We start from the raw sequence: 15,722 nt of genomic DNA, 5'->3' as shown, positions 1-15,722 counted from the left end.
TATTTCCTATAATACATTTTAGACAGCCGTGATATTAAGCCTTCCTAACTATTCGCGAATTTCAATTTGAAGGGAACTTTTGCTATATTCCCTTTCCAAAATATTCCTGAAAATGAAAACATTGCTGAAACCTGGCCTGGTATTTTTGCTTTCTTTTCTGATTTACCCTGGGTTTTCCCAGGTGAAAACGGATCATCTGAAATCGGTACCCTACAATGCGCCTTCTCCGCCACCGGAATGGGCCCTGTTGCAAAGGCAGTTAATGGATGCGCTCTATCCGGCGGCTATCGAATTCGTGGAGAAATACACCCATCCGGATGGCAGCTTGATATGGCGGGATGAATGGCCGGGAATGGATGGATCGGACGATGGTTATGAAAGTTTTTACAATTTCCCTCTGTATTACGCCCTGGGAGGGCCAGTGGAAATGGACAAGCTTTCCAGGAAATTATGGGAGGGAGTAACCCGGCAGTTTACCGAATATGGTCAGATCGTTGATGAATTTGATGCGGGCTACGATTGGATGCATCACGGAGAGGCCTATACCAATTTTTACTTTTTTGGTTTGGCAGATCCCACAGATAGAAAAATGAGGGAAAGGGCATTGAAGTTTGCGGCTTTATATTTTGATGATGGCACTGAGAATTCCAATTTTGACAGTGAGTTGAAAATCATCCGCTCCCCTTTAAATGGAAGCCTGGGTCCCAGAATGATCAACACAGCCGAAGATTGGGTTACCCACAGGCCTATCCTCTCCAATTACCCCCTGCCTTACGACGATATACCCCATGTCACTTCAGGAAAAGACTGGAACAACGACGAAAAATTCGCTTATATCCTGGAAGCGTTAAACGAAAGGATGATGAAAGGGGACGTGCCGTTGAACCTGGCGGCTACCAGCTTGATGCTGAATGCGTATATGTATACCGCAGATGACAAATACAAAAATTGGGTGCTGGAGTATGTACAAGCCTGGATGGATCGGGTAGAAAAAAACGAAGGCATCATTCCGGACAATGTAGGCTTGTCCGGACAGATTGGCGAACACATGGATGGCAATTGGTGGGGTGGTTATTACGGATGGAAGTGGCCGCATGGTGTCCGGAATAAACTGGAGGCTACCACCATTGGAGCTTCCAATGCGTACCTGGTATCAGGCGATGACCGTTACCTGGAATTGCCCAATTCTGTCATTGAAGCCATCAGCCGGGAGGCCAGAGAGGAGGATGGTAAAAAACTTTTACCCCATCGGTACGATCAAAGCGGCTGGTACGATTACAGACCCTTACAAGCCATGTATCCCACCCATATCTGGTACATGTCCAGAGAAAAGAAGGACTGGGAAAGGGTAAAAGAATTGTTGGATCCGGAGGAAATGTTGCAGCTAAATTACGTTAAAGGTAAGGGTGAAGAAAGGAATACGGCAACCTGGTTGGGGTATTTGGAAGGAGAGGTGCCCAACTATCCGGTTGATATCCTAAAAGCGACCTATCAGGAAATGCAAAACCGACTGGAGAAGATCAGAACGGATACTACTACTCCGGATCAACAGGACGTTCATCATTGGCTAAACCTCAATCCGGTAATTCTGGAAGGTATCGTGCAAACCATGCTTGGAGCTCCCAATCACATTTACCATGGTGGGCTACTCCATACCTCTGTCCGGTATTTTGATCCGGAGAATCAGCGGTCTGGCATACCGGCAGATATGGCTGCCCTGGTGGAACAAATAACGGAGGCCGGAATTTCCCTTACTTTGGTCAACCTTCATCCTACGAAAACCAAAAAGGTCATTATTCAGGGCGGCATGTTTGGTGAGCACCAAATAAAGAGGGTGAATCAAATTGAAAAATATCCATACCAGTTTGATACGATTAATCATTCATTTTTTGAGGCAGTGGTAAGCCCCGGGTCGGTGGTAAAGCTGGAATTAGAAATGTCCCGCTTTAAAAATGCTCCGAGCTATGCCTTCCCCTGGCATGGTGATGAAATACCGGTGGTAGATAAAACATATGACTAAGGATGGATTCAAGAAATCGATGGCGTTTTGGTTTGATGTGGAGCATGCTGTTATGCAGCGCCTCACTGGTCTGGTCTCAGGAAGCCAGCGAAGGATCCTATGCCACCGCCAGGGATGGCAGGGTATTTAAGATTTATCAGTTTTCACCTGAGACGATGCCGCATATAGACGGCAAAGCAGGTGATTGGGAAAAGGTGCCCGATTCCTACACCTATGGCACTTCATTACTAAAGGATACCGAAGATGGGCATGGGACTGAGATTGACACTACCGACATCGATGTTCGGGTGAAAGTAGGATGGGTCAAAGGTATGAACCGGTTATATTTTTTATACGAGGCCTATGACGATTTTTGGGATTTCGAACGGTTTAATCCTAAAGGGTACCTCAATGATATTTTCGAAATTGTGGTTGACGGTGATTTCTCCGGAGGGCCTTTTATTTATAATCCCCTGCATCCGGAAGCCAGAAAGTGGGGGAATCATCCGGATCATATCCAAAATCACCTGGAATTCAGCGGTTATCACGCCCAGAATTACCATATTTTCACTCCCCCGGTCAACGGCAGCTGGGTGATGATTTGGGGTTCCCAGCCTTGGATAGCTGCTTTTCCCCATGCCCACCAGGCCTATGATTTTGATTTTAAACAGGGAGAATCAGGAAAATTGACCCTTGAATTCTGGATTACTCCTTATGACCATGCCCCCTATGAGGGGCCGGAGCGGGCAGTGGAATCACAGCTATATGAAAACAAGGTAATCGGCTTGTCCTGGTCTGTTTTGGATTTTGATGGGGGAGACAGAGATGGACATTACAATTTATCCCACGACACCCGAATGGTATCGGACGCTTCCTATTTGTGCGCCTTTCGGTTGATGCCGCTGGAGAAGGACCAAATGCCTGAAATCAAGGCGGACTGGTCTTTTGCTTTGGTAAAGAATAAGGATAGGACGGTAGCCTTTAAAGATGAGTCGGAAGGAGAAATTGAAGCATGGAATTGGGATTTTGGAAATGGTGATTATTCCAGGGAGCAACATCCTGTCTATCAGTATCCTGAATCCGGAGTACATTACAATGTTACGCTGGAAGTATCCGGCTCAGGGGGAAAGGATAAGAAAACCCGTTTTTGGGAAGTGATGATTCCCTGATACTGTTTTTGAATTTGATTTGGTAGTAAGCAGAAATCTACTGCTGCCATCGTTACACATTTAAAAACTTTTTCCTAAGTTTAGCCTTATGAAGAAAATGGAAGGTAAAGAAGTAAAATGGGGTGTTCTTGGTGTGGGGGATGTTTGTGAGAAGAAAAGTGCACCAGCCATGCAAAAGGTAAAGGGCTCCAGCTTAGTGGCGGTCATGCGTCGGGATGGGAAAAAGGCCGCAGATTATGCCCGAAGACATGGGGTTCCCAAATGGTATGATGATGCCCAAAAGCTGATCAACGATCCGGAGGTCAATGCCATCTACATCGCCACTCCTCCCAATGCCCACCTGGAGTTGACTAAACAGGCAGCAGCAGCGGGAAAGCCGGTTTATGTCGAAAAGCCGATGGCCCGTAATTACCAGGAATGCAAGGAAATGATCCGGGTATGTCAGGCGGCGGAAGTGCCGCTATTTGTCGCTTATTACCGTCGAACCCTACCCAATTTTCTGAAAGTAAAAGAACTGGTCGAGGCAGGAGAAATCGGAGAGGTCCGCTATGTCAACATTACCATCAACCAACCCAGGCATCCGGACATGAAGGAGGATAAGGCAGCCAACTGGCGCATTGATCCTGAGGTAGCCGGAGGGGGATATTTTTACGATTTGGGTTCTCATCAGTTGGATTACCTGGATTTTTTGTTTGGTCCCATAACCGAGGTCAGTGGAATAGCCGGGAACCAGGCCGGTGAATACCCGGCAGAAGACATCGTATTGGCTAATTTTAAGTTTGAAAGCGGGGTTTTGGGTAATGGAAACTGGTGTTTTACCACGGGAGAATCATCGAAAAAAGACGAGATCAAGATTATTGGTACGGCAGGTGAAATCAGTTTCCCCTGTTTTTGGGGCACCTCGCTTACCCTCCGTAAAGACGGGGAAGAAGCACAGGAATTTACGTTTGACATGCCCGAAAATATTCAGTATTTTTTGATACAATCAATTGTAGAAGAATTATTGGGTAGGGAAAATGCCAGTCCAAGTACGGGAGAGACCGCAGCACGAACCAATTGGGTAATGGAAGAAATAACAAAGAATTATTACAATAAATAAGCGTAAGAAGAAGATGACTCAAAACAGACCATTAGGATTTGGGATTATAGGAACAGGGGCCATAGCCGGAATGCATGCTGCAGCCATAGCAGCTTGTGAAGGCAGTGAATTGCTGGCAGTATGCAGTTCCACCAGGGAGCGGGCCAAACAAGCTGCTGAAAAGTTTAAGGTACCGGCAGACCATGACCTGGATGAATTTTTAGCAAGGAAAGATTTGGACGTAGTGTGCATTTGTACCCATAGCGGACAGCACCTGCAGCCTGCCCTTGCTGCGGCTAAGGCAGGAAAACATATCCTCTTGGAAAAACCCATAGAGGTGAGCCTGGCACGGGCTGATCAATTGATACGGGCCTGTGAGGAAGGGGGAGTTAAATTGGGTGTAATTTTTCAAAACAGGTTAAAGCCTGGCTACCTGCAACTGAAGGAGGCTGTAAATGCAGGTAAAATAGGGAAACTGCTGATGGGAACAGCTGCCATTAATTGGTACCGGGATCCCTCCTATTATACATCCAGTAGCTGGAAAGGAACCAAGGAAGGGGATGGGGGAGCAGCCCTGATCAACCAGGGGGTGCATACCATTGATTTGTTGTTGGATATTATGGGAGATGCTGCTGCTGTATATGGTCAGGTGAGGACCATGGTCCACGAAATCGAGGGAGAGGATTTGGGTGCTGCCGTGGTTAACTTCAAAAATGGGGCCCTGGGAACCATTACCGGTGGTACCTCCCTTTACCCCGGTAACCCTGAGCGGCTGGAAATCTATGGGGATAAAGGAAATATCATTCTGGAAGCGGGGAAAATTGTGGCCTGGAATGTAAAAGGAGAGGAAGATAAGCCCTTAGTCGCAACCAATCCGGGAGGAAGCGGTGCCTCAGACCCCATGGCGATAGACTATAAATTGCACCAGGGACAGGTGGAGGACATGGTGGCAGCCATTCGGAAAAACAGGACTCCTATGGTAACCGGTAAAGATGCCAGAAGATCCCTGGCTTTGATCTTAGGGATTTATGACTCATCAGAAAAAAATAAAAAAATAGAATTATAGGTTTAAATTATTATGATATACCGGTTGATTTTTTAATTGGTTAAAAGTTTTCGTATACTATTTTTTCGCCTTCATTTATTTTGAGGAGATAATTTTTTGAATCAAAACTATTAATTTAAAAGCAAAGTACAGGTATTCTTTCGGTAAAAATCCATTGAAAAGGGCTTTATTAGTTTGTGATGGCTGGTATTAAGACAAACATTTAGGTAAATTTGTATTTTTAATGGTGGGTACACTATTTTAATGTTCATATTGTTTTTTGATAAAAATTTGGTCATTTGAATAGATATAGTACCTTAGGTATGAGATTAAATTATTTTACCGGTGTTCGAATAATCAGGAGTACTTAGTGCAAATTTTTGTTTTATATGGAAGGGAATGAGGGTTTTATAAGCTTGGGGGAACTGGAATCCTACCAAATTCTGGATACACTTCCGGAGAAGGAATTTGATGATATTGTCGGTTTAGCTTCGTTAATCTGTCAGGCACCGGTATCATTGATTACTTTTTTAACCACCGAGAAGCAATTTTTTAAGGCGCACCGCGGATTGGATCTTCAGGAGACTCCCATAGACCAATCTTTTTGCTTACAGGCAGTCAATAGCAAAGAGGATATTTTTATTGTAAGGGATGCACGAAAAGACCCCCGTTTCAGGGATAATCCTTTGGTGCTGGGTGGCCCCGGGATTGTATTTTATGCAGGAGTACCCCTGCACGCATCCAATGGACAGGCCTTTGGAGCTTTGTGTGTGATTGATACCCAAGCCCGGGAAATCAATGACAGCCAAAAATCTTCTTTAAAAGCTTTGGCTGATCAGGTAATCAAGTTGCTGGATTTGAGAAAAAAGCAGCTCCAATTGGAAGAGGCCAAGGATAGCCTTCAGGAGGAAAAAAACAGGTTAAATAATATCATCGAAGCCACCAGGGTGGGTACTTTTGAGTGGAATATTGAGACCAGTGAAGTTCGGATCAACAGCAGGTGGGCGGAAATTGTAGGCTATACCCTGGAAGAATTGCAGCCGGTAAACATGGATACCTGGTACAAGCTGGTACATCCGGATGATGTGGCACATTCCGATGCGGCCCTCAAAGATTGCTTTGATAGAAAGACGGAATATTATGATATAGAACTCCGCATGATCCACAAAAAGGGTCACGAAGTGTGGATCAATGACAGGGGAAGGGTAGTGAAATGGTCAGTTGAGGGCAAGCCGCTCTTGATGTCGGGTACGCATACCGATATTACGGATAGAAAATTGGCAGAGAGGGAACTGGATGACACCTTAGTTTCACTCAAGGAAAGAATAAAAGAACAACAATGCCTGCATCAGATCACCCAATTGAGGAACTCTGGATACGATGTTAATACATTTCTTGAAAAAGCAGTGGAAATTTTGCCTTCAGGATGGAGATTCCCACAGCTTGCTGCTGCCAGGATCCAGCATGGGCAAGAAAATTTTTCTACGCCAGATTTCAACCCCTCTAGATGGATACAAACTGCCAGTTGTAGTACAGAAGAAGGAAAAACCCTGAAAATAACAGTAGCTTACCAGGATAACGCGCCTGATCTTCAGGATAACCCATTTTATAAGGAAGAATACCAACTTTTAGAAATTGTTATCCAGAATATTTGTATCTATATAGACCAAAAAGTAAGTCGTAATCAGCTTCAATCTTCCAATGAGAAAATCCAGGATTTGATCAGTACCATCGATGGTATTGTCTGGGAATCTGATTATCAGCACTTTAAGCTGACCTATGTCAGCCCAAAGGCTACCGCAATTTTGGGATATTCTCCGGAGGATTGGAAATCAGAGGCAAATTTTTGGGAAAATCACCTTCATCCCGAAGACAAAGATAGGGTGATCGAATTTACCAAACGTGAGATAAAGAAGGGTCGCAACCATAATATTGAATACCGGATGTTTGCCGCTGATGGGAGTGAAGTATGGTTCAATGATATGGTTACCATCAACAAGAAAGATGGTGAGACTTTCCTCCGGGGATTAATGGTGGATGTAACGAAACGGAAGTTGGCTGAAAAGGAATTACAATTAAGTGAACAACGTTTCAGGTCTCTGGTGCAAAATGGAAGTGACCTGATCGCTATTTTGGATGTTGAAGGCAATTACCGCTATGTAAGCCCCACATCTACCAATATTTTAGGTGTATCTCCGCAGGACTTTATTGATAAAAATGCTTTTGATTTTATTCATCCTGAGGATAAGGATACGATTATTTCTTATTTTTCTGCTTTAGAAAGTTCTTTTCGAATTGCCATTCCACCCTTCAGGTTTAAACACCTGGACGGTAGCTGGAGGTGGATTGAAACAGTGGCGACCAACATGATGGATGACCCCTCTATACAAGGTGTAGTTGCCAATTCAAGAGATGTAACCGAGAAAATAGTTTCTGATAAGAAACTTGCCTTGAGTGAAAAAAGATTTAGAGCCATGGTTCAGGAAGGGGCGGATTTGACGGCTATTTTAAACCTGGATGGAGAATACCTATATGTCAGTCCAAATTTCCCACAAATCGTAGGTTTTTCTGAAGAGGAGCTCATCGGCAAAAGGGCCAGTGAATTTTTTCATCCTGATGATTTGGAAAAAACTGAAAGTGAGTTTAGGAATATAGCTCATCAGAAACGGATAAAATCTTCCCCATACCGATACAGGGTAAAAGGTGGAGGTTGGTGCTGGCTTCAAAGTGTGGCTACCAATCTGGTAGAAGATGAGGCAGTCAAAGGAGTCGTAATTAACAGCATAGATATTACCCATTTGATTGCGACCCAGGAAAAACTCAAAACGAGTGAGGCCCGGTATAGGGGATTTTACGAATCACAAACCAATTTTGTCATCAGGACCGATCTGGAAGGAAATTATACGTATGTAAATAAAAAATTCATAGCCGACTTTGGATGGATTTATCCTGATGGAAAAATTATCGGGAAAAGTTGCATGCCCTCCATCTGTGAGCATGATCAGGAAAGGGTGATTGCTATTGTAGAGAAATGCCTGGCCCTTCCGGAAAAAGTTTTCAAAATCGAAATTGATAAACCTAAGCAGGGGGGAGGTACGGTTACCACCCTATGGGATTTTATTTGTATGGTGGATGGCCACGGGAATCCTCAGGAGATACAATGCATGGGTATTGATATCAGCGAGCGGATCGAATTCGAAAGGGAGCTCAAGAAAAATAATGAGCGGTATGAATATGTAAATAGGGCCACCAAAGATGCTATTTACGAATGGGATGTAGTGGCCGATGAATTCCAATGGGGAGAGGGTTTTTACCGAATTTTTGGTTTTGAAAAAGGAGAGCAAGTTAGAAAAATCTCCGACTGGCCGAAATTTATGCATCCTATTGATTCCGCAAACCACCAAAGGGACTGGGATAATTTTTTATCTGATTCTGATCAAAACCGTTGGCACAAAGATTTTCGCTTTCGTCATAGACGCGGTGGCTACTTGTATACCGAGGAGATCGGGCATCTGATCCGGGACGAGTCGGGAAAACCTGTGCGAATGATTGGTGTATTGCGGGATGTTTCGGAAGTAAAAAAAGCGTCGCTTCTACGGGAAATGGAATATGAAGTTTCCAGTTTCTTCAAAAATGAAATCAACCTAAATGAAACACTTTCTGGAGTTTTGGCCTATCTATCCCGCTATGGAGGCTATTCGGGTGGAGAAATCTGGATGGTCGGTATCAAGGGCAAGCGGATTAATTTGGTTCAGAGCCATTGGCAAAACGATAAACTGGCTCAAATAGCTGGGAATACCGGTAGTTTCGCTTATGGAAGCGGGCTCCCGGGCAAGATATGGCAAGATGGAATCCTGCAGGTTTTCGAAAATTTATCGGACCTTTCATACTTTAACCGTAAAAAGCTGATCACTTCGGGGAATTTGAGAGAGGCCGCAGGAATTCCTCTCTTTCAAAAAGAGGAAGTGGTGGGCGTGGTGTTGCTTTTTGGAGAGAAACAGGGTGGTGACAATTTGATCGATAGTCAGGTATTCCATCCTTTGGGAGCATTTTTGGGGGCTGAGATCAAGCGGAAACAGCAGGAAGAAGAAATGATGTTGTTATTTGAAAGTGCACCCGAGATTCTGGCCATCACGGATCCTGATGGTTATTTCGTAAAGGTTAATCCTGCTTTCTGTGCGTTATTGGGCTATTCATCCGAAGAGTTGGTTTCAAAACCATTTACGGATTTTATTCATTCTGAAGACCTGGCAAAAACAAAAAGTGAGATGCCGGAAATGTTTTCGAGCGAACGAAAGACCCGGAATTTTGTAAACCGCTACCGTACCAAGTCAGGAGCTGTTCGATGGATTTCCTGGAATTCTTCCGAAGTTTTTGGAGAAGAAGGATTGGTTTTTTCCTACGGACACGATATTACCGAGATGGTGGAATTGCAGGAGTTACTGGATAATGCTTCCCAGCTTTCCCGGGTAGGAAGCTGGGAGATAGATTTGATAAACAATAAATTGTTTCTCTCATCAACTTCCAGGGAAATTTACGAACTCCCCAAGGATCAATTTCCGACACTTGAAGAAGCTATAAATTTTTATCGTCCGGATGTCAGGGAATTTTTAAAAGAGACCATTAATGAAACGATTCAATCAGGTAATCCATGGGATGTGCAACTTCCACTAATTACCTATGCGGGGAATGAAAAATGGGTAAGAAGCATAGGGAAAGCAGAGTATGAAGATGGCAAGTGTAGGCGATTGTTCGGATCCTTTCAGGATATTCATAAGCAAAAAACCAATGAAATCGAACTTACCAAAAATAACCGTTTATTGGAAGTAATTTCCCGGGTGATTGGTAAGTTCTTATTGGTAGGGGATTGGAATCAGGTTTTGAATGAGGTCTTGGAACTAACGGGAAAAGCGATCAGCGTCGATCGGGTGTATTTTTTTCAATGTCACCTACACCCTGTAAATGAAATGCCGGTAATCAGTCAAACAGCTGAATGGTCCAGAAAAGGAATACCTTCTCAACTTCATAATCCCGATCTCCAAAATATGCCTCTGGATGATTATCCTGACATCTATCAACGGCTAAAAAACGGAGAAACCTTTGCAAAGAATCGGAAGGATTTGCCATCCGGCAAATTGAAAGATATACTGGAGTCCCAGGGTATTGTCTCCACTTTAGCTGCGCCAGTCATGATAGACAATGAGTTAAATGGATTGTTGGGATTTGACGATTGCGCCAAAGAGCGGAGTTGGTCTGAAAATGAATTGTCCTTTTTGCAAACCATTGTCTCTAACCTTTCCTCAGCCATTCAGCGAAGAAAAAGCCAATTGGCACTACAGCAATCCTTTGAGGAAAAAAATGCCATTTTAGAAAGTATTGGAGAGGCTTTTTTTGCACTGGATAAGGACTGGAAAATTCGCTATTGGAACCATAGGGCAGAGCAGCTTATGGGCTTAAACCGAGCCAGTCTTTTGGGAGAGGACTTGTTTGGAGTATTTCCCGATGCAAAGAAATTTAAATTTCAGAGGCAATACCTTCATGCACTGGCAACGAAGTCTCCGGTTCATATCGAAGAGTACTTTGAACCTTTGAATAGTTGGCTGGAGGTAAACGCCTATCCTTCAGAAGATGGACTGAGTGTGTTTGTCAAGGACGTTACGAAGGAGAAAATGGCATTTGAAAATGTCCGCCAATCAAATGAGCGATTTGAAAAAATTGCGGAGGCTACCAATGATGCTATCTGGGATTTCGATGTCGAAAATAGCCGGTTGTTTTGGGGAAAAGGGTTTAGCACCTTGTTTGGTTATGATCTGGATTCCCTTACACCTACCTTGGATCTTCTAGTGGATTTCATTCACCCGGATGATCGGGAAAAGGTGGCCAATAAAATACAGCAATTTTTTAAAAGTGAAACCCTGACGAGCTGGTTTGAGGAGTACAGGTTTTTGATGGCCAATGGATATTATGCCTTCGTCATGGACCGGGCGGTTTTTATCAGAAACCAGGAAGGCAGGGTAAGCCGGGTGGTTGGTGCCATGACAGATATTTCCTATCGAAAGGAATATGAGGAGTCCCTGCAAGCCTTGAATCAGCAGTTGGAACAACATGCCAAAGAACTGGAAATTTCCAACAAGGAATTGGAACAGTTTGCCTATGTGGCTTCCCATGATTTACAGGAACCTCTGCGAATGGTCAGCAGCTTTATCGGGCTGTTGGAAAAGAAGTACGGAGATGTGCTGGATGAAAAAGCCCACCAATACATCAACTTTGCCGTAGGAGGTGCCAGGCGCATGCGTCAGATTATCCTTGATTTGCTGGAGTACTCCAGGGTAGGTAAAAATGATGAAGGGTTGAAAATCATCCACTTGGATGAAGTTTTGGATGAGGTTTGCCTGCTACACCGAAAGATTATTTCAGAAAAAAAGGCCAGCATCACTTACCAGGATTTACCTGCTCTGATTACCTATAAATCACCCATGACGCAATTGTTTAGCAACCTGATAGGAAATGCGTTGAGGTACAGCCAGGAGCAGGTGCCTCCAAAGATTCACATTTCTGCCAGTTCAGAAAAGGATACCTGGCTTTTTGCGATAACGGATAACGGTTTGGGGATTGATCCTCAGTTTCATGAGAAAATATTTATTATTTTCCAAAGTCTTCACAACAAGGAAAAGTATGGAGGGACGGGTATGGGTCTGGCTATCGTCAAGAAAATCATTGAAAACCTGGGAGGTAAGATCTGGGTTGAATCGGAGGAGGGAAAAGGGAGTACTTTTTATTTTACTTGGCCAAAAGTGGAAAATGACAGTGTGGAAAAGGTTTAAGGAATTTACTCCCTTACAATGGGGTTGGACTGTTTTCTTGTCGTTGAGTTTGTTGGCACTTTTACTGTCAAAGCGGATTTATACGATGGAAAAGGCCAATGAAACCATGCTGGTCAGGGAGGAAGCTTCCAAAGTACAGAACCTTTTGTCTATCTCTTTGGCCAATAGTGTCAGTTCCACGGAATTGCTCGCTTATATGGTAGAAAAAGGTTTGACAGAAAGTGATTTTGAATCCCTTAGTCGGAAAATTTTAAGTCAAAATGCTACCCTGGACGCCCTTCAATTGGTGGAAGCGGAAACCATTATCAAAACCTTTCCTCTGGAAGGTAATGAATCAGTAATCGGTTATAATATTTTTGAGGACATCAATCACCTTCAAGCAGCTGATTCGGCGATTGCACGGAAGAAATTGTATTTTGAGGGTCCTTTTGAACTCAGGCAGGGAGGTTTGGGTCTGGTAGGGAGATTACCTGTATTCAAAGACGGTCTTTTCTGGGGCTTTACCGCTGTGATCATCAGAATGGAAACACTCAAGAGTTCCCTGCAAATTGATGATAAGGGGATGAGTGAAAACTATATCTATCAACTGGCCAAACTGGATGGGTTTGATGCTTATCCCTTGTTCGATTTTGAAAAGGACCCTGATTTTGAAACAGGAATAGTTCATAAAGCATTTTTTGAAGAAGGAGATTGGTACCTCTATGTTAAGTTAAGGCATCCTACCTATTTCAGAAATACCCTCATATTTTTGGTTTTTGGATTGGTTTTCGCCGGTATGGTTGGGCTTTTTGTTTACCAAAAGACTACTGAACCGATAAAACTTAAGATGTTGGTGGAAGAAAAAAGCAAAGAACAGCATGAACTGAATCAGGCACTTGAGAAGAAAGCCCATGACTTATCCAGGTCTAATGAGGAACTGGAACAATTTGCTTATGTAGCCTCTCATGATTTACAGGAGCCTTTGAGGATGATCAGTAGTTTTATTGCCTTGCTTGGTCGCAAGTATGGGGAGAGATTGGATGAAAAAGGAATGCAATATATTCATTTTGCTGTAGATGGTGCCAGCAGGATGAGGCAGATTATTTTGGATCTGCTTACCTATTCACGGGTGGGAAAGAATCTTGAGGAAAATCCCCGTATTCAGGTAGCCTTTTTACTTGACGAGGTACTGCACCTATACCGGAAGCAGATCCGGGAGAAAAAAGCAGTAGTTCATTATAAAGATTTGCCTGAAGTATGGGTAGATAAATACCTGTTGGGGCAGCTATTTCAGAACCTTATTGGAAATGCATTGAAATACAGCAAAAAGGATGAATCTCCTCTGATTAAAATCAAGTTGGATTCCCAGGGGAACGAATGGTTGTTTTCAATAGAAGATAATGGCATAGGAATAGATAAAGCCTACCATGAAAAAATTTTCCTGATGTTCAATCGTTTGCATTCCTTCGAATCCTATGAGGGCACGGGGATTGGTTTGGCTGTAGTCAAAAAGACTGTAGAACATTTCGGGGGTAGGATTTGGCTGGATTCGGAAATGGGTGTGGGTACTACTTTTTACTTTACCCTGCCCAAATAAAAAAGCCACTAAATAATAGTGGCTTTGGTTATTGGAATGGTAAATTGAATCCGGTTTAAACGGTGGGCAATTCAAACCCTTCCCTATATGATTTGCTAACAAATTGATTGGCCGGCTCAAAATTGGTGATTTTCATGTTTTGGCCATCCCAGATCAATTTGATGTCTCTTGCCGGGTATATGTATCCATTTCCATTGGGATTTTCTTCCCTGTAATCGTAGCTTCTGATGGCCAGGTTACCCATCAGAACAGATTCAGTCAATGGACCTGCAATAGAAAACGGAGAACTGAGTTCTTTGTACTCTTTACTTCCATGCCCGGCTATACATGCATTTACCCATTGGGCATAGTGGCCACCGATAGCTCCTTCTACTCTGGGGAGAGTGGGAGCAACATTTACACTTTCATTGATGGAGGTAGGTAGCAATTTGGGGTCAATACCGTAGGTTGAACACATCATTTTTCCTCTGGTACCTTCAATGATCACACCATTTCCGCCATCACCCATTTGCTCATTGGGTCCTAATTCCTCCGGTCTGCTGGGCTTGATTCCGCCATCCATCCAGTGAAATTCCAAATCATCTCCTCCAGGTTTTTTAAACCTGAGGGTAATGTGAGAGGAGGGAGGACAACTTCTAGGAAAATACCCCTGGGTAAACTCACCCGTATACACAGAACCTACACTGCATTCCGCTTCAGTAGGATAGCCGAGATCCAAAGTCCGGAAGGCAGGTTCCATGATGTGGCACGCCATATCTCCCAGTGCACCCGTACCGAATTCCCACCAGCCTCTCCAATTGAATGGATGCAGGTTTTCTACATACCCTTTCTCTTCTGCCGTTCCCAACCACAAGTCCCAATCCAGGTTTTTGGGCGCTTTTTTGCCCGACTCACCAGGCCAGGGAACACCCTGAGGCCATACGGGCCTGTTTGTCCAGCAATGTACTTTAGTAGCCTCTCCGATTAAGCCGGCAGCATACCATTCACGCATCTGCCGTACCCCATCTCCGGAGGACCCCTGGTTACCCATTTGGGTGACCAGTTTGTATTTTTCCGCCGCTTCTGTTAGCATTCTGGCCTCCTGAATGGTATGTGTAAGTGGCTTTTGCACATAGACATGCTTGCCCATTTTCATAGCCGTTAGGGCTTGAACGGCATGGTTGTGATCAGGTGTAGATACCGAGACTGCATCAATGTTATTGCCTTCCTTATCCAGCATTTCTCTGAAATCCTTGTAAAACTTAGCTTTAGGATAAGCTTCTATACTACGGGAAGCCCTTTCAGGGTCTACATCGCACAAGGCCACTATATCTGCATTGCCGCTTTCGTAAAAACTCCTGATATCACTGTAACCCTTTCCTCCGGCGCCTATTCCTGCGATGCGGAGTTTGTCACTGGGAGCCTTAAATCCTGGACCTCCAAGCACATGGCGGGGTACAATGTAGAATCCAGCAACTGCAGTTGCGGATGTTTTCAGAAAATTCCTTCTGGAATTACTGTCATCGGGCGTATTGTTTTTCTTCATTTTATATTTTTTGATTAAACGAACGGTCTAAAATAAAAATAATTGATGAAATATTTCAGGAATTCTCGGTTTAATACAGGCCGTGCCCAAATTGGTATATGAAAGGTTACCCATAGGCTACTTTTTTGAAACGAAATAGATCAGGTGTTTATTGGATCCGGTTAATTGCTGGCTCCCAAGGGTACTATGGGTTCTCCGAGCATAGCAAAATTTTAATTTTAAAATGGGTTAATTCTTCCTTTCCTTAGGGCTTAAACCCAGATCATGTATTAGGTTTCGTTATGAAGGTTGAAATTGCAAGAAAATCAGGCAGTTTGCAAACTAGCACCGCTATGGTGAAGTTGAAAACTGCAACGATTGACTGATTTTGAAGTAATTTCAGTCTGGAATAGAATTCCTAATGCATATTTCGGGTTAAACCTTTGTATTCTATTGGTTAAGGAAATTCATAATCACTTCTGATATCGGGATGATTTGAAAAGCAGACTGGCGAAGCATTTTCAATC

The 15,722-nt window shown here is 43.6% G+C and carries 7 protein-coding genes; 6 read left to right on the top strand and 1 reads right to left on the bottom strand.

What is annotated here, in order from left to right; all coding sequences use genetic code 11:
- The first annotated feature begins 112 nt into the window (after nucleotides 1–112).
- The 6 genes from GL182_RS06415 to GL182_RS06390 all read left to right on the top strand — a co-directional run bounded on the left by GL182_RS06415 (nucleotide 113) and on the right by GL182_RS06390 (nucleotide 13,691).
- Nucleotides 113–2,020 (top strand): hypothetical protein, encoded by a 1,908-nt coding sequence (locus tag GL182_RS06415; RefSeq protein WP_163378825.1) that lies wholly within the window; start codon nucleotides 113–115, stop codon nucleotides 2,018–2,020.
- Between the two features lie 2 nt (nucleotides 2,021–2,022).
- Nucleotides 2,023–3,168 (top strand): PKD domain-containing protein, encoded by a 1,146-nt coding sequence (locus GL182_RS06410; protein WP_240469703.1) that lies wholly within the window; start codon nucleotides 2,023–2,025, stop codon nucleotides 3,166–3,168.
- 88 nt (nucleotides 3,169–3,256) lie between these two features.
- Nucleotides 3,257–4,267, top strand: coding sequence for a Gfo/Idh/MocA family protein (locus GL182_RS06405; protein WP_163378824.1), 1,011 nt, complete (start codon nucleotides 3,257–3,259; stop codon nucleotides 4,265–4,267).
- 13 nt (nucleotides 4,268–4,280) lie between these two features.
- Nucleotides 4,281–5,312, top strand: coding sequence for a Gfo/Idh/MocA family protein (locus GL182_RS06400; RefSeq protein ID WP_163378823.1), 1,032 nt, complete (start codon nucleotides 4,281–4,283; stop codon nucleotides 5,310–5,312).
- 368 nt (nucleotides 5,313–5,680) lie between these two features.
- A complete protein-coding gene (locus GL182_RS06395; protein ID WP_163378822.1) occupies nucleotides 5,681–12,115 on the top strand; it encodes a PAS domain S-box protein in 6,435 nt (2,144 codons plus the stop codon).
- Nucleotides 12,093–13,691, top strand: coding sequence for a sensor histidine kinase (locus GL182_RS06390; protein WP_163378821.1), 1,599 nt, complete (start codon nucleotides 12,093–12,095; stop codon nucleotides 13,689–13,691). Before GL182_RS06395 ends, GL182_RS06390 begins: the two co-directional genes overlap by 23 nt.
- 55 nt (nucleotides 13,692–13,746) lie before the next feature.
- Here the strand turns inward: GL182_RS06390 and GL182_RS06385 are convergent, their stop codons facing one another.
- Nucleotides 13,747–15,216 carry a Gfo/Idh/MocA family protein gene (locus GL182_RS06385; RefSeq protein WP_163378820.1) on the bottom strand — a complete coding sequence of 490 codons (1,470 nt, stop codon included), beginning with the start codon at nucleotides 15,214–15,216 and terminating at the stop codon, nucleotides 13,747–13,749.
- Between the last annotated feature and the right edge of the window lie 506 nt (nucleotides 15,217–15,722).

This window comes from Cyclobacterium sp. SYSU L10401, assembly GCF_010993705.1.
Classification (GTDB): domain Bacteria; phylum Bacteroidota; class Bacteroidia; order Cytophagales; family Cyclobacteriaceae; genus Cyclobacterium.
Note: the sequence above shows the minus strand (reverse complement) of the source record. Positions and strands in the feature narration are given on the sequence as shown.